The organism is Pseudoalteromonas sp. CST2 (genome assembly GCF_028599385.1).
Lineage (GTDB): Bacteria > Pseudomonadota > Gammaproteobacteria > Enterobacterales > Alteromonadaceae > Pseudoalteromonas > Pseudoalteromonas atlantica.
This window is the reverse complement of sequence record NZ_JAQREO010000014.1, coordinates 88,704-111,522: the sequence shown is the minus strand read 5'-3', so window position 1 is coordinate 111,522 and position 22,819 is coordinate 88,704. Positions and strand designations below refer to the sequence as shown.

The 22,819-nt window shown below is 42.8% G+C and carries 18 protein-coding genes; 11 read left to right on the top strand and 7 right to left on the bottom strand.

Features of this window, described 5'->3' with window-relative positions; all coding sequences use genetic code 11:
• Positions 1–26: 26 nt before the first annotated feature.
• Positions 27–2,438 carry a TonB-dependent receptor gene (locus tag PSH41_RS16270; RefSeq protein WP_273589517.1) on the bottom strand — a complete coding sequence of 804 codons (2,412 nt, stop codon included), beginning with the start codon at positions 2,436–2,438 and terminating at the stop codon, positions 27–29.
• 141 nt (positions 2,439–2,579) lie between these two features.
• Here PSH41_RS16270 and PSH41_RS16265 point away from each other — a divergent pair, with 141 nt between their 5' ends.
• Both PSH41_RS16265 and PSH41_RS16260 read left to right on the top strand, forming a co-directional pair.
• Entirely contained in the window at positions 2,580–2,996 is a 417-nt protein-coding gene (locus PSH41_RS16265) for a MerC domain-containing protein (protein ID WP_273589516.1), read from the top strand.
• A gap of 136 nt (positions 2,997–3,132) precedes the next feature.
• Positions 3,133–3,972, top strand: coding sequence for an alpha/beta hydrolase (locus PSH41_RS16260; RefSeq protein ID WP_273589515.1), 840 nt, complete (start codon positions 3,133–3,135; stop codon positions 3,970–3,972).
• A gap of 29 nt (positions 3,973–4,001) precedes the next feature.
• Here PSH41_RS16260 and PSH41_RS16255 read toward each other — a convergent pair whose 3' ends face one another.
• The 6 genes from PSH41_RS16255 to PSH41_RS16230 all read right to left on the bottom strand — a co-directional run bounded on the left by PSH41_RS16255 (position 4,002) and on the right by PSH41_RS16230 (position 9,337).
• The gene (locus PSH41_RS16255) at positions 4,002–4,904 is read right to left on the bottom strand and encodes a homocysteine S-methyltransferase family protein (RefSeq protein ID WP_273589514.1); all 903 of its coding nucleotides are present in this window, start codon (positions 4,902–4,904) and stop codon (positions 4,002–4,004) included.
• Positions 4,905–5,070: 166 nt separating this feature from the next.
• Positions 5,071–5,316 carry a DUF3297 family protein gene (locus PSH41_RS16250; protein ID WP_004586033.1) on the bottom strand — a complete coding sequence of 82 codons (246 nt, stop codon included), beginning with the start codon at positions 5,314–5,316 and terminating at the stop codon, positions 5,071–5,073.
• 83 nt (positions 5,317–5,399) lie between these two features.
• On the bottom strand, positions 5,400–6,404 hold the full coding sequence (locus PSH41_RS16245) for a YeiH family protein (RefSeq protein WP_024034013.1): 1,005 nt from the start codon (positions 6,402–6,404) through the stop codon (positions 5,400–5,402).
• Positions 6,404–7,399, bottom strand: coding sequence for a TauD/TfdA family dioxygenase (locus PSH41_RS16240; RefSeq protein ID WP_004586031.1), 996 nt, complete (start codon positions 7,397–7,399; stop codon positions 6,404–6,406). Before PSH41_RS16240 ends, PSH41_RS16245 begins: the two co-directional genes overlap by 1 nt.
• A 9-nt stretch (positions 7,400–7,408) precedes the next feature.
• Positions 7,409–8,371 carry an aldo/keto reductase gene (locus tag PSH41_RS16235; protein ID WP_029773103.1) on the bottom strand — a complete coding sequence of 321 codons (963 nt, stop codon included), beginning with the start codon at positions 8,369–8,371 and terminating at the stop codon, positions 7,409–7,411.
• Between the two features lie 216 nt (positions 8,372–8,587).
• The gene (locus PSH41_RS16230; RefSeq protein ID WP_273589513.1) at positions 8,588–9,337 is read right to left on the bottom strand and encodes a GntR family transcriptional regulator; all 750 of its coding nucleotides are present in this window, start codon (positions 9,335–9,337) and stop codon (positions 8,588–8,590) included.
• Positions 9,338–9,507: 170 nt separating this feature from the next.
• On the opposite strand from PSH41_RS16230, the gene PSH41_RS16225 reads away from it, so the two are divergent.
• From PSH41_RS16225 to PSH41_RS16185, 9 genes are all read left to right on the top strand, one after another.
• Positions 9,508–10,275, top strand: coding sequence for a sulfite exporter TauE/SafE family protein (locus PSH41_RS16225; protein WP_273589512.1), 768 nt, complete (start codon positions 9,508–9,510; stop codon positions 10,273–10,275).
• Positions 10,276–10,383: 108 nt separating this feature from the next.
• Positions 10,384–12,444, top strand: a complete 2,061-nt coding sequence (locus PSH41_RS16220; protein ID WP_273589511.1) for a glycoside hydrolase family 31 protein — start codon at positions 10,384–10,386, stop codon at positions 12,442–12,444.
• A gap of 101 nt (positions 12,445–12,545) precedes the next feature.
• A complete protein-coding gene (locus PSH41_RS16215) occupies positions 12,546–14,285 on the top strand; it encodes a solute:sodium symporter family transporter (protein WP_273589510.1) in 1,740 nt (579 codons plus the stop codon).
• A gap of 375 nt (positions 14,286–14,660) precedes the next feature.
• Entirely contained in the window at positions 14,661–17,096 is a 2,436-nt protein-coding gene (locus PSH41_RS16210) for a TonB-dependent receptor (protein WP_104643566.1), read from the top strand.
• A 209-nt stretch (positions 17,097–17,305) separates the two neighbouring features.
• Positions 17,306–18,889 carry an alkaline phosphatase gene (locus PSH41_RS16205; RefSeq protein WP_273589509.1) on the top strand — a complete coding sequence of 528 codons (1,584 nt, stop codon included), beginning with the start codon at positions 17,306–17,308 and terminating at the stop codon, positions 18,887–18,889.
• An 11-nt stretch (positions 18,890–18,900) separates the two neighbouring features.
• Complete coding sequence (locus PSH41_RS16200; RefSeq protein ID WP_024034005.1) at positions 18,901–20,688, top strand: alkaline phosphatase; 1,788 nt, start codon at positions 18,901–18,903, stop codon at positions 20,686–20,688.
• A gap of 161 nt (positions 20,689–20,849) precedes the next feature.
• Positions 20,850–21,563, top strand: coding sequence for a hypothetical protein (locus PSH41_RS16195; RefSeq protein WP_273589508.1), 714 nt, complete (start codon positions 20,850–20,852; stop codon positions 21,561–21,563).
• Between the two features lie 352 nt (positions 21,564–21,915).
• Positions 21,916–22,305, top strand: coding sequence for a hypothetical protein (locus tag PSH41_RS16190; RefSeq protein WP_273589507.1), 390 nt, complete (start codon positions 21,916–21,918; stop codon positions 22,303–22,305).
• A gap of 182 nt (positions 22,306–22,487) precedes the next feature.
• Complete coding sequence (locus PSH41_RS16185; RefSeq protein WP_273589506.1) at positions 22,488–22,796, top strand: hypothetical protein; 309 nt, start codon at positions 22,488–22,490, stop codon at positions 22,794–22,796.
• Positions 22,797–22,819: the final 23 nt, after the last annotated feature.

Below are 22,819 nucleotides of genomic sequence, written 5' to 3'. Positions count from 1 at the left end.
TTCCTTTAATTATAATTTTTTAATGCTTAAAAATAACCGCGAATGCCTAGCGCAAAGCTACGCCCTGGACGTGGTGCTATATTTTTTACAAACGAGCTGTGCACGCGTGCTTCTGTATCTGTTAAGTTGCTGCCTCGCAGGTAAACAGACATATCTTGGTTTAATACTGAAAGGTCGTAAGAGATGCTTGCATCAACCAACGTGTAGCCGTCTGTGGCTGTTTCTTGTGGGGCTGTGCGGTCTTGCTTTTGATAGCGAGTAACGTGAATATGCGCACTTAATTTATCTGTTTGATAGCTTAGCTCGCTGCCAAAACGAAGCGGTGGAGTACGGGGTAAATCGCCGCCGTCTTTAAGGCGTGCACGAACGTAATCAGAGAACAAATCTACTTTAAATTCATCGGTTAATTGCCACGCAATTTGCGCTTCAAAACCATGTAAAATTACATCGTCTGTTTTAAATAAATAAACAGGTAGCTCCGATGAATGGTCGTGTTCGTCAGCGCCTTCTTCTTCATCGCCATGGTCGTGGCCACTTTCAGCGAATAAACCGGTGTCTATTTGGTAATAGTAATTATCTACTTGGTTATAAAAGGCATTTAAAATAAAGCCAACATCACCTTGGGTTTTACGCAGGGTTAAATCGATATTATTGGCTGTTTCTAGGTCAATTGTTTGACTAGATAAACCTAAATGGCCGTCTTCATCTAAATCAAACAGTGCGCCTACTTCGTAAGTGCCAGTACCAATGTGCGGCCCAAACGATAACAACTCAGAAGCAGAAGGCGCGCGTTCAGAACGCGATACAGAAAGTCCTAAATTATAGTTAGGTGTAAAATCCCATACTACGCCTGCCGATAAGCTGATAGGTGTAAATTCATGCTCTACGTCAAATACACGAGTGGTTTCTGCGCTTTCTTCGTGGTCGTGATCATGCTCGTCGGCTTCTTGCGCCTCATCGTGTGCATGAGCGTCAATGTTTGGCAGTAACACGTCGCCTGCTTCAATGGTTACACGCTCAATACGCCCACCTAACTGCACTAAAAAATCACCAAAGTGCCTTTCTTCCATTAACGCTACAGCAAAGCTTTCGGTTTCTGATGGAGGCGTAAAGGCCTCTTCACCTTGTGCTTCAACATCACTTTGTTTGTAATGAAAGCTAATGCCGCCATTCCACTCGTTAAATTGGTTATGTAGTAGGTCTATGCGTAATTCGTTTGTTTCGTTTTTAAATGTGGTGCCTACAGCGCCACCTTCAATTTCAGCGTGTTCGTAGTCGGTGTGGCCAACTCGCAGGTTTACTTTGTTTAGCCATTTATTATCTAGGTTGTACTCACCTAATAATTGCACTTTTGTTTGCTCTAAATCAGCAAATACGCTTTCTTCTTCGTCGCTGTGTTCTTCCTCTTCTTCATCGCCGTGGGTGTGGCCCGGAATACCGTATTGACGATTAAATTGCTCTACTGCTAAGCCAATAAAGCCGTTATCCATTAAATAGCTAGCGCCAACAGTAAAACCATCAGACTCCTCATTACTGTTTTCAACTTTGTAATCGCCGCGATGCTCTTCACCGTCGCTATCTATATCTGCGGCTACAGGCACTTCGTAGTCATCGGCTTCACGCCAAAATGCATCGGCGTAAAAAGCCACCGAGTCTGTGCCTGTGGTGGCATTAAACGAGGCTACTTTTTGGTTATCTACTGAGTTATGTTCTACGTTCCACTCGCCGCGTGTTGTGCTGTCGGTTGGTATGCGGTTATCTACCACATTTACTACGCCACCAATGGCGCCACTGCCATAAAACAGTGTTGCAGGGCCGCGCATTACTTCAATTTGTTGTGCGGTAGACGCTTCTGATGCAACAGAATGGTCGGGGCCAACGCGCGACACATCACTGACATCAAGGCCATTTTGAGTAATAAGTACACGCGGGCCGCTTAAACCACGAATAATTGGTGTACTGGCTACCTTCCCGTGAAAGTTAGTATTAACGCCTGGAAGTTTTTCAAGGCTGTCGCCAAGGGTTGCAGCTTGTTGTCGTCTTAGTTGTTCGCCAGATAAAACACTAACAGGTGAGGCAGATTCCATTGCCGACATATGAATAGGGGTTGCTTCAATATCAATAACTTCAATAGGTGAGCGCTTTAAATTAAACGTAACCGATTGGTTTTCATCATTTGTTATTGTTATATCGCGATGAAGGTGAGCATAACCTGGCACCACAACATGAAGCTCTTTTAAGCCATTGTTTAGCTCGGTTATTACAAATTTACCGTTTTCATCGGTGGTTACTTTAAGGTCTGAGCCTTCAACTTCTATGGTTGCATTGGTAACTACTTTACCTTTGTTGTTTAAAACAACGCCCTCTATTGTGGATGCAAGCACACTTGCAGGTAATAAAGCTGCTATGAGCACAGCTAATTGTGATCTACGTTTCATTTGACTACCTTGTTAGATGTTATATTATATCAATTGTGCGAGAAGTGTTATAATGTATCAATAGTAATTAACTGTTGTTACTAAAATGTCTCTTTAAAAGTAACGCTTTTGAGTAGAGGCACTAATTTAGTAGAGGAAATAATGAAGTCGAGTCAAAGTGTTATGGATCGTATGGCGATTGGGTTATCGTTAATGTGTACAGTGCATTGTTTTGCAACTCCGGTTATTTTAGCGCTATTGCCAAGCTTTGCTGTACTGCAAATAGATAGTGAACAATTTCATTTATGGATTCTTGCGGCGGTATTACCCACCAGTTTATTAGCATTGAGCCTAGGCTGTAAAAAGCATAAACGTTTACGTTATATGGCCTGTGGCGTTATTGGGCTAGCCTTTATGATATGTGCGGTATTACTAGGGCATGAGGTGGCCGAAAAAGCGTTTACTTTAATTGGGTCGGCGTTTATTGCTGTAGCCCATTGGTTTAATTACCAACAATGCCTTAAACATAATGACGAAAAGTGCCCGTGTTCAGGCGATGAATCTGATCAGGTAGCTTAGCGTTGTTAGTGCTACAAACAACTAACGTGTAGCACTTTAAATTAATCCCCTAGAGTTTAAATTTTTTAATAGCCTAAAGCTAAAAGTGAGTTAAAGTAACCATCCAATATAGGTTTATTACGTTTGGCTTAGGTTAATGAATACTGCTTTAAAATCCCTGCTGTTACTTTGCGCTTTAATGTGTTTTAAATTAAGCGCAAATACCCCCTACCAAATCCCTAGAAGTAGTGTTATTGAACTCACTGAGCCTGCTACTAAACGGGTATATCCTGTTTTTATTCAGCTCCCTAAGTCATATAAAAAGCATCCTGAAAAAATATATCCAGTTATTTATTTAACCGATGCACCGTATACGTTTCCTATTGTGGCGGGTGCTACACGGTTTCCTATGAATAGCGGTAAAATGCAACAGGCTATTATAGTGGCCATTAGTTACGAAAAAGGCTCTAGAGGGTCTAATAGCCGAATTAGAGACTACACCCCAAGTAAGGCTAAAAGCTGGAAAAAGCAAACCGGTAACGCTCAAAACCATGCGCTGTTTTTAAAAAATACTGTACTACCGTTTATACAAAGTAACTACCGAGCAAGTAGCACACAAAAAACCTATATCGGTAATTCTTTAGGCGGGTTATTTGGAGCCACTATTTTATTTACGATGCCCGATTTATTTAACAATTATATAATTGGCAGCCCATCAGTTTGGTATAATAACAATGCGATTTTAGCGCTACAAGCACATAAGCCTAAAGTGCCTACAAAGGTTTATATATCGGTAGGGGCAAAGGAAACGCCACGCTTTGGTGAAGGGCAAAATATGGTGGCAGGGGCAAAGCTATTAACGCAAAAAATTAATGCACTTAGCAGTGAAAATATTGACCTAAAAAGCGTTGTTGTTGAAGGGGCGAGCCATGCAACCGCTTTTCCTACTACAGCGATACAAGGGCTTGATTGGCTGCTGGGAGGCAACAGCAATTAAGCCCTAATATTTATAAAAGCACTAAAAGCTTAAGCGCTTTCAAGTTCCTGTTTCCAGTTTACTAATACTTCAATAAATTCTGGGCCTATGCCACAGCAGCCGCCAATAACACTTGCGCCCTGGCTGAACCACGTTTTTGCAAAATCTAGGTATTCAGCAGGTGAAATATCACGATACGCCTGCGAGCCTTCGTTGGCTTTGTAATCGCGTGCGATAGGTGTAAAGCCATTAGCAAACGCGCCTAACACAACGCTTTTATTTTGTTTAGCTAATACTGCATTGGTATCGCTAAAGGCTTGCTCTATAACCTCAGGGATTGAGCAGTTAAAGAAAATACCAGTAACATTTTGTTCAAGCAAAGCCGCTACGGCGTCACTTACCAGCTCACCAGAGCGAAGTGTCGCTTGCTCGCTTACCACATCATTTAAGGTAAATGCGTAATAACATGGCTTGTTTGAGCCTTTAAGTACATTTGCCATAACGTGCGCTTCTTCAATGCTCGATATGGTTTCACCAATCCATACATCTACGTGCTCGTCTTGCGCCTTGTATAGCGTATCTAAAATAGTAAAAGCGCGTTCGCTCTCAAATAGCTCAGGGCGGTAAGAGCCAAATGCTGGTGGTAATGAGCCTGCTACTAATACATTTTGTTTAGCGCTTTGAGCTACGTCTTTTGCAATAACGGCTGCTTGCTGCGCAAGGGCTGCGCCTTGAGCTTGGTATAGTGCTTCTCCTAAATGAAAGGGCACACAGGCATAACTATTAACGGTAATTATTTCAGCGCCTGCATCTATAAAACCTTGGTGAGCCTGCGTTACAAAATGTGGGGCTTCTATTAGTGCTTGTGCACTCCACAGTGGCTGTGTAAATGGTGCGCCAATACGCTTAAGCTCGCGCCCCATGCCGCCATCTAAAATAGTTACTTTATTCATAAAGGATTTCTATACAACTAAACAATATGGCGCTATTCAACCATAATTTTTTTAGATTCATAATGAAACTTCGTCACCTTTAACATGAAAAAAGCTCAATGCTTTTTTACAGGCATAAAAAAAGCGACATCTCGCAGGAGAGTCGCTTATTTAAGTAGGCTAAATCTTACTTATAAAATACTTCTACTGTACCTTTTACTTTCATAAGTAAAGGTTGACCGCGGCGGTCTAGCGCTTTAGGCGCGGCAATTTTAATCCAACCTTCGCTAATGCAGTACTCTTCTACGTCAAAGCGTTCTTTGCCATTTAAGCTTACGCCAATTTCGTGTTCAAACACTTCTTCTACGTAATGCTTGCTACGTGGGTTTATAGAAAGCTGATCAGGTAATGCTGGTTTTGTTGAATCGGTCATGGTTTTAATCTTTATTAAAAAGTGATGCGCTATTGTAGGCAATCCACTCAATACGCTCAAGGTTTAATGCTTAGCTACTCAACTTAGCTACACAATACAAAGCCAAGTATTAACAGTGCTATCCAAATGGTTTCGGCAACAATCATAATTATTGGTTTTAAGCCCACCTCGGTGAGTTTGCCTAGGTTTGTTTTCATACCAATGGCGGCTATAGCGGCAATTAAAAAGAACCGAGAAAGCTCATTTGTGGTTTCAAGCACAATAGCGGGTAGGTTAAAGGTGCTGTTTATAATCATTAAAATTACAAAGCCAATTAAAAACCCCGGTACTTTTGGCAACTCGCCATGGTTACCTTTATTTGAGCGATTAATAACCACCATCATAATAAGTACTACAGGCAATAGCATAGCCACGCGTACTAGTTTGGTAAGTGTTGCTATATCGCCAGTTTCGGGCGATACCGAATAACCCGCACCTACTACTTGGGCTACATCGTGTATGGTGCCACCTAAAAACACCCCGGCGTTATGTGCATCAAATTCAAGGTAGTTAACCACAATAGGGTATAAAATCATTGCAATGGTCGACATGGCCGTTACGCCAATTACGGTAAGTAAGGTATCGCGCTCTTTATGCTCGCTGTTGGGCATAATAGATGAAATAGCCAGTGCTGCCGATGCACCACAAATAGCAACTGAGCCACCGGTGAGTGCGCCAAAGCGTTTTTGTAACCCAAATACCCGGGCAAGTACAACCCCTAAAATAATGGTGGTAAATATAGCGCCAGCTAACATTAGCGCTGTTTGCCAGCCCAGTGTAATTAAATCGCCCAGTGCTATACGGGTGCCAAGTAATACAATGCCTACACGTAAAACCGTGGTACCGGTAAAGTCTATGCCTTTAGCGCACGGGCTGTCGCTTTGATATAAAAACGACACCGCCATCCCTAATAATAAAGCAAACAACATAGCGGGCGCGCCATAGTGTTCACTTAAAAATAAGGCAGCAAGGCCAGTCATTGCAGCAATGCTGGCCCCTTGCCATAACGGGGAAACTTTTACCTTTAGTGCACCGGTTAAGCTTTGCATTAGGCGTTAGCTGCTGTCAGTGCAACAAGCACTTGGCGTTTACGCTCGCCAGTAAATGGGCGGCGGCCATGCATAGCCATTTCGTTATCCACTAAGGCTACATCGCCATCTTGCCACGCTAAATCAAAGGTAAATTCTTTTGATAGCTCAACAATTTTTTCAAGCCCTTGTTTAGGAATAGCACTGCCATCGCCAAAGGTAATAGCAACCGATGGGTTTTCGCGAACGCCTTTCCAGCCCATGTAAGCGGCAATAAGTTGGTTATAAAAAACCTGTACGCCGTTTTCAAGGGTAACTACCGCAGGTAAAACCGGAGTAATTGCTTTTAAAGAGCCATCTTCTAGCCATTCCCACTCGTAACCTAGCTCGGTAAGTTTGCTGTGTGCTTCTTCTTTGGTTTCAACACTTAGGGTGCTTTTCCAGCTGCGACCTTGACCCGATGTAGCATCGTCGGCTGCGGGCATGTAAGTGGTGTACTTTAAGCCTTTTTGTTCAAAGTCATCGGCTAATTGGCTATCAAATTGCTTTAATGCGCTAAATAATTTATCTGAGCGACAAAGCGGTGTCGCGCCGCCTTCCTCAGCTGCCGATTTACAAAAAAAGAACAGCTTACTTGGCGAAATAGGCGTTTGTGCCATTTCGTGATGAAGGTAAATTTCAACATCTTTTGGTGCTTCGTTAGCGGTAAATACACGCTCGGTAAAATTAATACGTACCGCGTTAGAGAGCGACTCTTGGTACGTAAAGTTGTCGTAATCAAACCCTGCTGAAAACGTATCAAAGGTTTCGGCGCTATCAACAGGAAAGCCTCTAAACAATACAGCGCCTGAGCTGCGCAGTTTTTTAGCCAACTCGCTTTTGTTAGCGCGAATAAAAGCTACCGCTTCTTCAACGGTGCTGGCGTTATTGTTATTAACTACAATGCACGGAAAAACCGAGTCATCAAACGTTAATTGAGTAGGCACTTGGGCATAGTTAAGTTCGGTAGCTGACATTTTATTATCCTAATCGTAAATAGGGTGAAAACGGTTAAAGGCAGCTTCACAAAAGTGCCCTGGGTCGTTAAAACGGCGGTTGCTATTAAGCGCAGAAATTTGCGCCATTTCTTGCTCTGTTAATTCAAAGTCGAACAGCGCGAGGTTTTCTTTCATGCGTTCAAATTTAGAGGTTTTAGGAATAATGGCGGTGCCGCGTTGCACACCCCAGCGCAACACAACCTGTGCTGGTGTTTTACCATGATTTTGCGCCGCAGCTTTTACTACGCTTTGCTCAAGCACCGACTCAGTTTGATCGGCCATTTCAAGCTCAAGGTACGAAAGCGCACCCAATGGTGAAAACGCCGTAACCGGAATATCGTACTGTTTTGCAAGCCTTACTAAGCGCTCTTGCGTTAAATAAGGGTGCGACTCAATTTGCAGCATGGCGGGTTTAATTGTGGCGTAGGTCATTAAATCGTGAATAAGCGCGCTTGAGTAGTTACACACACCAATGCGTTTTGCTTTGTTGTTATGTACTTGCTCTTCCATTGCTTGCCACGTTAAGTGTAGCGGCACTTTTGCCAGCTCCATTTGTGGGTTTTGTGCATCTGGGTCTACAAACCACTCTGGTGGGTAGCGCGTTTCGATTGGTACAAACGTTTGCGCAATCGGAAAGTGAATTAAGTATAAGTCGAGGTAGTCGAGCTTTAAATCGCTCAAGGTTTTATCAATGGCAAGTTCTACATGCTCTGGCGCATGAAAGGTGTTCCATAGTTTTGACGTAACCCATAATTCTTCGCGGGTACATAGGCCGTCTTTTATTGCTTGAGCAATGCCATCGCCTACTTGTTCTTCGTTACCGTAGTCTGATGCGCAATCAAGATGGCGGTAACCTGCTTTAATAGCTTGGTACACCGTTTGCGCGCAATCTTCTTGTGCTACTTTCCATAAACCGAACCCGACTGGCGGGATGTTATTTAATGAACTCATTGGGAATTCCTGTTAAAATTGCATAATGACTTTGGTCTTGTATAAGATATAAGTTATTATACGAATCTAACAGTGTCAACACTATGTTAACCGCAAGGCAATAAATGAAAGGTGTTAAAAAACCTACAGGCAGCAAAAAGGCAGCGTTTGCTGCCTTTAAAAAATATTTAATAAGTATGCGCTAATATAACTTACTCGCAGCTAAAGCGCGGTTAATTAATCAAGTTCTATTTGGTAGTGGTAATGATCGCTACGGCATTTGCTTAAACGGTACTCAATGCGTTTACCTTCGATTGATTCGGTAATGCGCGATACCAACAATAAAGGGTCACCGGCTTTAATAGCGAGCATTTTAGCGTCGGTTTCATCTGCTAAAGCGGCTTTAATACTGTCTTGGGTTTTATGTACGGTTTGGTTAAATTTGGTTTGGTAGTAATGATACAATGTGTGCGGAATATCACTACTTTGATGTATATCAGGAAAGAAACTTTGTGGTAGATATATAGTTTCGCTCATACAAAATTCGTTATCGAGAATGCGTCTGCGTACAAGCTTAGTAACTTTGTCTTTTTTATTAAGTTGCAGCGCATCAATAACATCTTGTGGTGCAGGGCAAAGCTCAACCGACAATAGCTCGGCTTTAGGTAGGTCGGCGCCTTTACCGTCGGCCTGTAGCGGAAAAAACCTAAACAGGGCATCTTGCGCGGTATGCTCAGATACAAACGTACCAACACCTTGGCGGCGAGTAACTATTTTATCGTCGGTTAATAAATTAAGCGCTTTACGCACAGTGCCTTGGCTTACGTTAAACTCTTCAGCAAGGCGAAACTCGCTCGGTAATACTTCGCCAGGTACCCAGCGTCTTTCAACAATGAGCTGTTTAATATAATCAGCCACTTGTAAGTAAAGTGGTTGAAAAGCCAAGCTTGGGCCACTTAATTTGTGATCAAACATAGAGTTACTCATTGTTATTTACCATTAAATTTAATCCACCTGTATTTATATCATAGGTGAAACTTTTTGCGCAGTTTTGCGCAAGCTCAATTAATTGTGAACTATTGCCGTGTAGTTTGTTTTTACATTATGCCTAAAAACAAATCGTTACACTACAATAGCGCACATGTAGGATATTTAAAGTGCTCAGTATTTCGTTAGAACTCATCTTGCTTATGGCGTTGTGCCTAAGCCTTGCCACCATAATGCAAACGCTTAGCGGGTTTGGCTTTGGGTTGCTGGTGGTTGCAAGCTTTACGTTGCTAGATGTTTTACCGCTCACTGCCACCACCTTTTTAGTGAGTTTATTGGGTTTGGTTAACTCAACCACTGTGGTGGTTAAAAATCGCAGTACAGTAAAAGTGCCTGAGCTTAAACTTATGTTGTATACCGGAATTCCGCTAATGCTGTTAGGTTTTATATTGCTTGAATATATGTCGGCGCATTTAACGCAGTTTTTAAACTTTATTTTAGGTATTAGTATTTTGCTTTGTTGTGGCTTAATGCTAATTGGCCGTGATAGAGCAAATAAGCAAAGCGGGCGTGGCTCGTTTTTAATTGCCGGCGGCGTAAGTGGCTTGCTGGGCGGGCTGTTTTCAACATCGGGGCCGCCATTGGTGTTTCAGTGCTATAAACAAGCTTGGTCTATTGAGGCCATTCGTAGCACCTTACTTGCGGTATTTACCATTGGTGGCTTAGTCCGTGTTGGTATTACCTTATTTGGCACCTTACCCGAGCTCGACATTATGTTTTTAATTGCAGCGGCCATACCGCTGGTATTATTAGTAACGCAATTTGCTCGTAAATTAACGCCTTACGTCGATGCAAAATGGATTCGTATAATAGCAATCGCATTGCTTGGCCTAAGTGGCGTTTCGCTGGTGGCTACATCGGCACCGGGTATATTTTAAAAGTAACGATGTAAATTAACTTAACTTGAGTTTATTTACGTTGACATGGGGGTTACAATTATTTAACTTGTGTCTTATACAAGACTAATAATTGGTTAAGGAACTCCCATGAATGCATTTGAATTACGTGAGCCAGACTGGAACGCAATAGAGCCAGCACGCTTGACTGCAGAGCCTAAGTTACAAGGCCATGTGCTAGTTTTACCGACTCAATTTGGCGAGGTTAGCGTTACAATAAGCCAGTTTGGTTTACGTTTAAATGCAGGCACCACGCATGACGAGACGTTTAAAATATTAACCACCACCCCTTCAAACTTACCGCTATTACTTAAAAAATTAGACCAAGGCTTTGCAGCCACCGCCGGTGAGTACCGCTTAGAATTTTACAGCGACCCGTTTTACTTTAAGCTTTATAAAAACGATAAATTAGTACAGCAATCAGCAACCGATGGCCACTTTGTGCGCCAGCACCGTTTACCGCCACTGGCTAAAACCGATAACGGTTGGATTTTAAGCCTAGAGCTTAATTATGACGAAGCCGTATACGGGCTTGGCGAAAAATGGGGCAAGCTTGATAAACGCGGCCAACTTATTCGTTCATACAATCACGATGCGCTAGGCGTCAACGCCGAAAAGTCTTATAAAAATACGCCATACGCATGGAGCCCAGAGGGCTGGAACTTATTTGTACACACACCAGCGCCTGTTACACATGGTGTAGGTTACGCGCTTTGGTCGCAACGTGCTTATGTGTGCTTAGTAGAAGACGACGCGCTAGATGTATTTTTATACCATGAGCAAACGCCTGCACAAAGTATTAATCGCTACTGCGAACTAACCGGTTTTGCACCGGTACCACCACAGTGGAGTTTTGGTGTTATTTTATCAAAAGCATATTACAAAGACGCCGACGAGCTATTAAGTGTAGCCCGCGAAGTACGCGCTAAAAATATGCCGTGCGATGTAATTACCCTTGATGGCCGTGCATGGCAAGACACCGACACTCGCTTTGCCTTTGAGTGGGATCCAACACGTTACGCCGACCCAAAACCTGTGCTTGATGAACTAAAAGCCATGGATTTTAAAATTTGTGTGTGGGAATACCCAATGATCTCGGTAAACAACCCATTATTTGCAAAAGCGGCCGAAAACGGCTGGCTAATAAAAGACAAACGCACAGGTAAAGCGTATCAATACGAGTGGGATTTAAGCCCCTTTGGCGAAGTACTAACGCCATTACCAGAGTCGGGTATTTTAGATTTTACTCACCCCGATGCTTACGAATACTGGCTGGAGTCGCACAAGCCATTGTTTGAGCTTGGCGTAGATATGATAAAAGCAGACTTTGGCGAACAGCTAGAAGACGAAAACATGGTATCGCACAGTGGCGACAGCGGTATTAGACTGCATAATGTTTATAGCATGCTGTACAACCGCTGCGTTTATGAAGCCGCAGAAAAGTACTGTAAAACAGGGCCATTTTTGTTTAGCCGCTCAGCGTGGACTGGCAGCCAACGCTTCCCAGCACAATGGGGCGGCGACCCACAAGCCGATTGGCAAGGTTTAGCGGCGAGTATTCGCGGCAGCTTAGCGTGGGGCATGTCGGGCGGGCCATTTTTTGCAACCGACATTGGCGGTTTTTACAAAGACACCCGCGATGCAGAGCTTTATGTACGTTGGGCGCAGGCATCGATATTTAGTGCGCATATGCGTTTACATGGTATTGGCCCACGCGAACCGTGGTCATACACCGAGCAAGCAAGTGACGCGGTATTTGCAGCGCTTAAATTACGCTATCAGTTAATTCCGTACTTACAAGAATGTGCAGAGCAAGCGCAGCAAACTGGGCTGCCTATTCAGCGTGCTATGGCACTGGCGTTTCCTGATGACGTACTGACACATAGTTTTGATCAGCAATTTATGTGCGGCGAAAAACTCCTTGTTGTGCCATGTGTAGTACCAAACGGTAAAGTTAAATTTTATTTACCACAGGGCGAGTGGGTACGCTTCCCTGATGCACAAACGTACCAAGGCGGAAAATATTACGAAGAAACACTTGAGCTTACACAAATGGCGGTGTTTGTTCGTAAAGGCGATACGCTCATGTTAGGCCCAGATGTTCAACACACAGAACAAGACATGAGCCAGCTAACAGCATGGCCAAAATAAAACTCGGTTAATAGCAAGCACACACAACACACGTAACACACACAATAATAAAGATATTAGCTTACTTTTTACCGAGTAAAGTAAGCTAAAAGGGGCGTAAGATGGAAGGTATGAACATTACCATGACACTGCTATCGTGCTTGGCGTTTATGGCGCTGGTAGGATATATCTCGTACCAAAAAACCAAAGGGGAAGTTAACACCCAAGACGGCTACTTTTTAGCGGGGCGTGGTTTAACAGGTACATTTATAGCGGGGTCGATGATCCTCACTAACTTATCGGCCGAGCAGCTTATTGGCCTCAATGGCTCAGCGTATGGTTACAACCTAAGTTCAATGGCGTGGGAAGTAACAGCTGGGATATCAACCATTATAATGGCGCTGATCTTTTTACCGCGGTATTTAGCCGGCGCGTTTTCTACCTTGCCTGAATTTTTACGGGATCGTTTTGACGATACCGTACGCCGCATGACGGTGATCTTATTTATGGTAGGGTATTGCTTTATAACGATCCCTTCTGTTTTGTACTCAGGATCAATCGCCGTTCTTAGGCTGTTTGATGTACCTACCTTATTAAATATGAGCTACCAAGCAAGCTTAATTGTAACCATTATTACAGTAGGCTCCGTGGGCGCTATTTACGCGGTATTTGGCGGTTTAAAGGCAGTTGCAGTATCAGATACCATTAACGGTGTTGGGTTATTAATTATTGGTATTTTAGTGCCTACACTTGGGCTTATTGCCCTTGGCGATGGCAATTTTGCCGATGGCCTAAGTACACTTGTAAACACCGATACCGAAAAGCTTAACGCCATCGGTAGCAGTGAAGATCCCGTGCCATTTGGCACCATTTTTACCGGTATGATCCTCGCTAATTTATTTTACTGGGGCACAAATCAGTACGTGATCCAGCGTACATTGGGCGCCAAAAACTTAGTAGAAGGTCAAAAGGGCGTGTTGTTTTCAGGGTACTTTAAAGTGCTAGTGCCCTTTATGATGATGATCCCAGGCGTAATTGCGTATCACCTTTACAAGCACGAAAGCTTACAAACCATTGATTTAGCTTACCCACATTTAGTTAAAGATGTACTGCCTCAGTACTTATCTGGGTTCTTTTTAGCGGTGCTACTAGGTGCGGTATTTAGCTCGTTTAATTCACTGCTAAATAGTGCAGCCACATTGTTTTGTTTAGATGTTTACAAACCAATGAAAAAAGACAAAGTAAGCGATGAAAAGCTAATTAAAGTGGCCAAAATTACCAGTATTGTAATTGCTATATTGTCGTTTATTACTGCGCCTTTACTGATGTTTGCGCCAGAAGGTTTATGGCACATTATTCGTGTATTTACAGGCTTTTATAACATTCCGGTCATCACAATTGTATTAGTGGGTTTGTTTACCCGCAAAGTGCCTGCACTGGGCGCTAAAGTGGCCATTATATTCCATATTATTGCCTACACCTTGCTTAAATTTGTATGGGATGTAGACATTAACTTTATTCATATTTACGCCATTTTGTTCTTAATTGAATTGGCGATAATGCTCGGTATTGGTTACTACAAACCACTTAAAACGCCATGGCAATTTACTCGTAAAGCTGAGGTAGACCTTAATCCTTGGAAATACGCATTACCTTGCGCCATTGTATTAGTAAGCTTGATTGTTAGCTTATATATATTATTTTCGCCACTCGGATTGGTTGGTGGAACCAGTGTGTACTTTGTACCAAGTTTAGCTGCTGTATGGTCTACAGCCTTAGTGCTTAGCTGGTGGAGCGTACGCCGATGGCATAAGCGTTACCAAAGCAGCTTAGCGCATATTGGCGTTGCTAAAGGCACATAATACCAATGTGCAATAATACTTAATCATTTTGCGGGGCTAAACGTGTCGCTACCTGCGTTAAAAAATTCTCATTTAGAATAACTAAATAGCGAATTTTTTGCCTAGCTATCAACACGTTTTTCCAGCCTCAAAATAGGTTACTTAATTAAGCGAGTTGGTATAACGCGCCGTTATATTCTGCATATAAATTTAAAATTACAAATTATTCACATAATGATTGCATTTAGAAGATTGTTTGTTTAAGTTTAAAGCTCTTGTATAAGACACAAGAGCGTATAAGAAAAGTATTTCAACACACTGACACCGCTTTATTAGCAACCCACACAATTGCTAGCGCGGTACCACACAGCACACACGCACAATATGGAGAATGACATGAGAGCTAAAAAGTCCGTCTTAAGCTTGGCAGTCACGTTAGCAATGACAACCGGTTTAGCACTAAGCACGCAAGTACACGCGCAGCAAGAGCAAGCCGAACAAGAACAACAAAAAACAGCAGAAGCTACAAACGATTCATTTGAAAAAATAGTAGTTACCTCGCAAAAGCGAACGCAAAGCTTAAGTGAAGTGCCGCTTGCGGTATCAGTGCTTAATGGTGATCAGATTGACTCTGCATTTGCTAATAACATGGAAGGCTTACAGTCACTTGTACCCTCGGTGAGCTTTAGAAAAGGCACCACAACCCGTAACTCAGCGCTAACGGTGCGCGGTATTGGTACTATTTCGTTTAGTATTGCCGCTGAGCCAAGTGTGGCCACTGTAGTTGATGGCGTAGTACTTGGCCGCTCTGGTCAAGCCTTTGCCGATTTATATGATGTAGACCGCATTGAAGTACTGCGCGGCCCACAAGGTACCTTATTTGGTAAAAATGCCTCTGCGGGTGTGGTAAACATAACGACAAAAGATCCTTCGTACGACACAACCGGCAGCGTAGAAACCTCGTTTTATCAAGATAACGAATACCGATTTAAAGGCGTTGTAAGCGGTGGTTTAACCGACGATTTAGCAGCAAGCTTAACCGTGTTTAAAGGTAAGTTTGATGGCTACATTGATAACGTTTACAACAACGAAAAAGTAAACGGTTACGACCGTGAAGGCGCACGCGCCGTATTTAAATACGAGCCAGAAGATGATTTAAGCGTAAAATTTATTGCTGAATTTTATAATGCAGACGACGACTGCTGTGCCGATTTAGAAGCCCTACCAAGTGGCCGTAATCCAGATTCGCAAGCAGTACCAGACAGCAACGGCATTGTTGATGGCGTAGCCGATATTGACTTAGATCAGCGCAAAGTGGATCACGACTATGAGTCGCGCACCATTGACGAACATAGCGCGTTTTCGGTGCAGGTTGATAAAACTATTGGCGATTACACGTATACCTCAATTACAGCGCAGCGCTCGTGGGATAACACAGAATACCGCGAAGGCGACTTTACCTCTATTGCTGGCGACAGTAACGACCCTGTATTCGATGCACCGTTTCAGTTGCACGACTTAGGCGCACAGCAATGGGATCAGTTTTCCCAAGAGTTTAGAGTTACCTCAAATCTAGCAGGCCCATTTAACTATGTTGCTGGTTTATTTTACTGGAACATGGACTCACAACGTAACTTTACTCGTGATGCGAGTTGTCAAAATAACGGTGGCCAATTAGATGCTGCAATGGCGAATTACGCGCAAAATAACCTATCGGGCGCAGAGCTTGATGCCGCACTTGCCGATTTAGATGGTTACGCACAAGGTTTAGGTGTTAGCTGTAACGCTAATGATATTGTGTCGGCAACCGCATATATGAGCACCGAGTTTAACAACTGGGCAGCCTTTGCCGACGGTACTTACGATTTATCTGAAGATTTACGCGTACTATTTGGTATTCGTTACACCGACGACGAAGTGTCGTACACGCATCGCCGTGTAAGTAACGATGTATATGGCCGAACCGGTGTAGGCGTACGCCCAGCAACACTAAATACTGACGATGCAGGCAAAGCAGAAGAAACCAACGTATCGGGTCGTTTAGGTATGCAATACGATTTAGGCGATGGCCAAATGGTATACGGTACTTATTCGCAAGGTTACAAAGGGCCTGGTTTTAATATTTATTATAACTTTAATCCAGACACCGACAGCCGTGAAATATCGCCAGAAGAGTCAGACGCGTTTGAGCTTGGTTACAAATACGCAAGCCGCGAGTTTGTGTTTAACATGGCACTTTTCAGAACAGAAATTGAAGGCTTTCAAGCTAACAATTTTGACTGTTCAGACGGCACCTGTATTACCCGCTTAACAAACGCGGGCGATGTAAGCACGCAAGGTGTTGAAGTTGACTTTATGTGGGCTGCAACCGACTCACTTACATTTACCGGTGGCGTAGCTTATATTAAAGCCGAAATTGACGAGTTTAATTGTCCGGCAGAAGTAGCAGCAGGCTCATGTACTGACCGATCTGGTTTAGATGTCCCATTTTCGCCAGATTTAAAATACTCACTAACAGCCGATTACTTTATTGAAACTGAGCATGGCTTTAACGTACACATAAATAGCTCATACATTTACACCGATGAGCAATACTCAGACTTACCCGACAACGTGGGCGAGTTTAACCCCGCGTCGTTACTGCCAGATTACGGAATTTTAAACGCAAGCGTTGGCTTATCGTTTAAAGATGATGCATTTAGAGTATCGCTTATTGCCAAAAACTTGACCGACGAAAGCTACGCAACTACTTACAGTGGTGACAACTTCCGTTACCAAATTCCGCGTGATGCAGAGCGTTACTTTGGCGTATCGTTTAAGGCACGTTTTTAATTTAATAAATACATCCCTGATATTATTTAAAAAGCGCAGCGTTTAACCGCTGCGCTTTTTTGTGTCTTAATTTTGTCATAGTTTAGTCATTGTTTTTTAATTAAAAGTACTCTTAGAGGTCACATCTGTTTTCTATAGTGCTGCGGTTACTTATTTGAGGTTTACGCTTCAAGCAAAAAATAACCACTACACTATGGGAATAATAAAGGATGAAAATTAAAAAAATTGCTGCGGCAGTTGGCTTAACGTTTATGTTGAGCACAGCAAGCCATGCCAATGTATTACCACAAAGCCAAACAGATAATGACTGGTATACAAATGCCCAAACCACACTCGCCACAAAAACTGCGCTTGCACAAAGCGAGCAAACAACAAAAGCTAAAAACGTTATTTTGTTTGTAGGCGACGGTATGGGTGTATCTACTCTTACTGCAGCACGTATCTTACAAGGACAAAGAGCGGGCGATTTAGGTGAAGAAGGTTATTTAAGCTTTGAAGAGTTCCCGTACTCAGCACAAGTAAAAACATACAACGTAGATGCACAAACACCAGATTCTGCTGGCACAATGACCGCGATGATCTCAGGGGTTAAGACTGATGTAGGCGTTATTGGTGTAGACGAAGATATAGAGCGCGGTGTGTGTTCAACTGTATCGGGTAATGAGCTTTTAACAGCAACAGAACTTGCTGAAATTAAAGGCCTAGCAACCGGTGTTATTTCAACAGCGCGTATTACCCATGCAACGCCAGCGGCAACCTATGCTAAATCGGCAGACCGTAACTGGGAAGATATCTCAGACATGCCAGAAACCGAAACTGCATGTGAAGACATTGCCTCGCAATTAGTTAATTTTGAAAAAAATCTAGAAGCACGTTTTGTAGGTACCGACGTAGACGGCCTTGATTTTGTAATGGGTGGCGGACGTCGTCACTTTCTACCAAAAGATGAAGCAGCTAATTCAGCAGATGCACTTAGCGCTGTAGAGGGCGATCGTACTGATGAGCGTAACCTAGTTACTGAGTGGCAAACACAATACCCACAAGGTACTTATGTTATGGACCAAGCAGGCTTTGATGCCATTGCTGATGATGCCACTAAAGTGTTTGGCTTATTTAACGAATCGCACATGCAATACGAAGCAGACCGCGCAAACGATATTGCCGGCGAGCCATCGCTTAGCGAAATGACCAGCAAAGCAATTGATGTATTAGGTAAAAACGAAAACGGCTTTTTCTTAACTGTTGAGTCGGGCCGTATTGACCACGCACACCACGCGGGTAATGCCTACAACGCACTTAACGACACCATTGAATTTGCTAAAGCCGTGCAAGCTGCGGTAGATAATACCAACCCAGAAGAAACCCTTATTTTAGTAACCGCCGATCACAGCCACGTATTTACTATTGCTGGCTACCCTAAACGCGGTAACCCAATTTTAGGCCAAGTAGTTGCCGTAGGTGAAACCACACCAAGCCTTGCTGCCGACGATATGCCATACACCACAGTAGGCTATGCAAATGGTTTAGGGTTTAGAAACTTAGTTGATGAAACAGATGCCGATGCAGCATATACAACTGGCCCAGTTGCTGGACGTGTAGAGCTTAGTGGCGTTGATACTACCAATGTTGGCTTTCACCAAGAAACCACTGTCCCTCTTGGCTCAGAAACTCATGCCGGTGAAGATATTTCGCTGCATGCAAAAGGCCCAGGCGCACAGCTAGCTCAAGGCGTAATTGAGCAAAACGTAGTATTTCATTTAATTAATCAAGCTCTTGAACTAACTCAGCAATAATGGCGGCTAACATGAACAAATTAACAGTACTTTCTTTAGCAGTAATGGTCGCGCTAGCAGGTTGTAGTGACGACGACAAAGACGAAAATAATATTCTCGCGGTAGATAACACCATTGCAGTAGGCTCTGAGCAATGTGTTAATGGCGGCGTAGAAACCCAAACTGGCGTAGATACAAACGGCAATGGCGTGCTAGATAGCGACGAAGTTACCTCTTCTAACTTAGTGTGTAATGCACCTGCTACGTCACTTACCAGTGAGCAACTTGCCACCTTAACGACTAACGCATGGTATGGCGATGCACAAACAAAGCTTGCGGCAACACAGCAAGCTAATAGCGAAGTGGTTACTGAGTCTGGCAAAGCGAAAAACGTTATATTATTTGTTGGCGACGGCATGGGTATTTCTACCGTAACAGCTGCACGTATTTTAGCAGGCCAGCTTGAAGGCGGTTTAGGTGAAGACTACCAGTTAAGCTTTGAAAAAATGCCGTACTCAGGTTTTGTTAAAACTTACAACGTAGATGCACAAACGCCAGATTCTGCAGGCACAATGACGGCAATGGTATCAGGTGTTAAAACCGATGTGGGCGTAATTGGTGTAGATGAAGACATTGAACGCGGCGACTGTGCCACGGTAACAGGCAACGAACTAGTTACCTCGTTAGAGCTTGCTGAAATAGCGGGTAAAGCAACCGGCCTTATTTCAACCGCACGTATTACCCATGCAACACCTGCAGCAACGTATGCTAAATCGGCTGACCGTAACTGGGAAGATAACTCAGATATGCCAGAGGGCACAGAAGCCTGTGAAGATATTGCATCGCAACTAGTAAACTTTGAAGCCAACTTAGAGTCGCGTTATGCGGGTATTGATGTTGATGGCATTGATGTTGTAATGGGCGGCGGACGTCGTCACTTTTTACCAAAAGATGAAGCAGCAAATTCAGCCGATGCAGTAAGCGCGGTAGAAGGCGACCGTACTGATGGCCGCAACCTAGTAACCGAGTGGCAAACAACTTACCCAAGCGGCACTTACGTTATGGACCAAACTGGTTTTGATGCAATTAGCGACGATGCCACTAAAGTATTTGGTTTATTTAACGAATCTCACATGCAATACGAAGCCGACCGCGCAAACGATGTAGCGGGCGAGCCTTCGCTTAGCGAAATGACCGAAAAAGCAATTAACGTACTCGATAACAACGACAATGGCTTTTTCTTATCGGTAGAAGCAGGTCGTATAGACCACGCGCATCATGCGGGTAATGCCTACAATGCCCTAAACGACACAGTGGAATTTGCAAAAGCTGTGCAAGTGGCAATGGAAAACACTAACCCAGAAGAAACGCTAATAGTAGTAACTGCCGATCACAGCCACGTATTTACTATTGCAGGCTACCCTAAACGTGGTAACCCAATATTAGGTAAAGTTGTTGCCGTAGGCGAAACCGAGCCAAGCCTAGCTGCCGACGATATGCCATACACCACAGTTGGCTACACCAACGGTGGCGGCTTTAGAGATTTAGGCGATGAAACCGATGCCGATGCAGGTTATGCATTTGCACCTGTTACAGGGCGTGTAGATTTAACCGATGTTGATACAACTTCAGCGGGCTTTCACCAAGAGGCACTTGTACCACTTGGCTCAGAAACTCACGCAGGTGAAGATGTTGGCGTATACGCAATGGGCCCAGGCGCTCACTTAGTTACAGGCACTAACGAGCAAAGCTTTTTATTCCATGTAATGGACTTTGCAGCAGACTTAGTAACTACCGCTGATGAAAAAGTAACGCCATAAGTAATTTAATACGTACGCTCAGCACATAAAGTACGTATAAAAATGGGGTATTTAAAAACAACTCGTACGCTGTGCGAGTTGTTTTTTTATGTCATAAAAATGCCACTGTAAATGGGTATGGTAATGCCTATTACAGTGACGTTTAAATAAGAGATAATTTAATGAAACTAGCATTATTTTTAATGGCAACACTTGCCAGTACCAGCACCCTAGCGCAGCAATGTAATATTGATAGCGCGCATTTAAAAGCCGACTATAAAATTACCAATACTCATAAAAACGAGCAAAACACGCAATCACTTACGCTTTGGCGAAACAACTCACAAGTTGCGCATCAGCGTGAGGTAATTACTGAGCTTTGGCAGCACTTAGCTAACAAGCAAATTCGCCCAATTCGTTATTTTAATGCCCAACAACGCGGTATTGAATATCAGCCATCTGAGGTACGCGGTGTACAAAGTTGGAGCGCTAAAAATCAGCTGGTGGATACGCATTTAATCGAAAAAATGACCCTAGTTAACACCCAAGGCAACGGCTGCGATGAGGTAAAAAATTACACACTTACTGAGGGCGACAACCAATTTAAACTCGCTTTATTTACCAAATCAAACTTGGTTAAAAGCTTTAGCGTAACCAATAAAAAAAGCGATACCCATACTTTGCTAAGCCTTGACGAGGTAAACAGCAATAAAGCAGAAATAACCGCACAGTTTGCCAAGTGGGATCGCTTTCAAACCACCGACTACGCCGACATTGGCGATAACGAAAACGACCCGTTTTTAGCAAAAATGATCAATCTAGGCTTTATAGAACACGGCGCAACGGGGTTTTATAATCAGCAAGGTAAAGCGATTCAAGGTGGGCACCACCATTAGATTTTAGATTACTTAAATGTAGTAGCTCATAGCTGGAAGGATGACAGGCGGCTATGAGCTATAAGTAGGTATTTAAAAGTAGATTAATTTAAGCCATTCCCGCCCAAGTAATACTGCAAACAGTTTCCCATTTTTATAAAACACACACCATCAGCTGCATAATATTTATAGTTGGTAATAATTTACTCTATTTGATATTAATAGAAGTCCATACGATAGGGACGTCTTTATGAGAAAAGAAAATGTTCTTAGAGGTACCTTTATATGTTTAACATGAATTCAATATCATTAATATTGCGAGTACTCGGCAGTGTATGATTATCACCGTAACTAAGGATAGAAAGAGGCGAAAATGAGTAAAGTAAATTGGATAAGTGCTCCGCTTGGAATAAAAGGTAATCTTGAAGCTTGGAAGTCTCTTATGGATAGTCATTTCCCTAGCCCTACTATTGGGAATATATACTTAATCACATATGATAATGGCGAACGTGTGGGCTATTTATATAAAGGTATTCATTCTACGTCAGGTGAAAATTGGTGGGAGAGAGTTAAAGAAGAAGTCATAGAGTCCTATTTTGATACATGGTTAAGTCGTGCTGTGGCAGGTAAAGAAGACTCTGTTCTTGAAGGGATGACACAAGCATTAGATCCAGAAATAAGATCAAGTATGGAATCTCTCCATGATGAAGGGTTTGATGATGAAATTTTAGCTGATTTTGCTCATCAAATGAGTAAACGATAAATTCTACTTATACGTATGGATTTTTAAGGGTTAAAAATTAATAAAAAATGTAGAGTTTGATTTAATGCCTATAAGTAATGCTTTGAATAGTTCGCAGGTTCGATAAAATGTGTTACAGAACCATATTGCTTCGTTCCAATTCTTACTAACTTGTAAAGTAATTAAAGTATTTAGGAATCTAAATGAATAATGATGATTTAATTAAAGCTATTCAAAGTGTTGGTATGGGGACATTCGTAAAATATTATGAAATTTTCTGTGACTCAAATATATTGTCGGAGGATTTAATAGAAGGATTTATTAAACTAGAAAAATATAGTGCAAACTCCGCAACTACTAAAACTAATTCAGCTCGAAGAATTTTAAAGCACGATTTAGGGCTAAAGGCACTATTAATTATCGTTGAAAGTAATAATACTGAAAGTTGGGTCGTTCCTAAGGCGGAGTTCTTAATAAAAAAAATAAACAGCGAGCTTTTTAAACAGATCTAAAATAGCTGCTTTTTGCTTAAATC

Coding starts and splice junctions, on each gene's coding strand:
- PSH41_RS16200 (WP_024034005.1), top strand. CDS start 18,901: ATGAACAAATTAACAGTACTTTCTTTAGCAGTAATGGTCGCGCTAGCA.
- PSH41_RS16210 (WP_104643566.1), top strand. CDS start 14,661: ATGAGAGCTAAAAAGTCCGTCTTAAGCTTGGCAGTCACGTTAGCAATG.
- PSH41_RS16205 (WP_273589509.1), top strand. CDS start 17,306: ATGAAAATTAAAAAAATTGCTGCGGCAGTTGGCTTAACGTTTATGTTG.
- PSH41_RS16235 (WP_029773103.1), bottom strand. CDS start 8,371: ATGAGTTCATTAAATAACATCCCGCCAGTCGGGTTCGGTTTATGGAAA.
- PSH41_RS16230 (WP_273589513.1), bottom strand. CDS start 9,337: ATGAGTAACTCTATGTTTGATCACAAATTAAGTGGCCCAAGCTTGGCT.
- PSH41_RS16220 (WP_273589511.1), top strand. CDS start 10,384: ATGAATGCATTTGAATTACGTGAGCCAGACTGGAACGCAATAGAGCCA.
- PSH41_RS16190 (WP_273589507.1), top strand. CDS start 21,916: ATGAGTAAAGTAAATTGGATAAGTGCTCCGCTTGGAATAAAAGGTAAT.
- PSH41_RS16250 (WP_004586033.1), bottom strand. CDS start 5,316: ATGACCGATTCAACAAAACCAGCATTACCTGATCAGCTTTCTATAAAC.
- PSH41_RS16185 (WP_273589506.1), top strand. CDS start 22,488: ATGAATAATGATGATTTAATTAAAGCTATTCAAAGTGTTGGTATGGGG.
- PSH41_RS16270 (WP_273589517.1), bottom strand. CDS start 2,438: ATGAAACGTAGATCACAATTAGCTGTGCTCATAGCAGCTTTATTACCT.
- PSH41_RS16255 (WP_273589514.1), bottom strand. CDS start 4,904: ATGAATAAAGTAACTATTTTAGATGGCGGCATGGGGCGCGAGCTTAAG.
- PSH41_RS16245 (WP_024034013.1), bottom strand. CDS start 6,404: ATGCAAAGCTTAACCGGTGCACTAAAGGTAAAAGTTTCCCCGTTATGG.
- PSH41_RS16195 (WP_273589508.1), top strand. CDS start 20,850: ATGAAACTAGCATTATTTTTAATGGCAACACTTGCCAGTACCAGCACC.
- PSH41_RS16265 (WP_273589516.1), top strand. CDS start 2,580: ATGAAGTCGAGTCAAAGTGTTATGGATCGTATGGCGATTGGGTTATCG.
- PSH41_RS16240 (WP_004586031.1), bottom strand. CDS start 7,399: ATGTCAGCTACCGAACTTAACTATGCCCAAGTGCCTACTCAATTAACG.
- PSH41_RS16260 (WP_273589515.1), top strand. CDS start 3,133: ATGAATACTGCTTTAAAATCCCTGCTGTTACTTTGCGCTTTAATGTGT.
- PSH41_RS16215 (WP_273589510.1), top strand. CDS start 12,546: ATGGAAGGTATGAACATTACCATGACACTGCTATCGTGCTTGGCGTTT.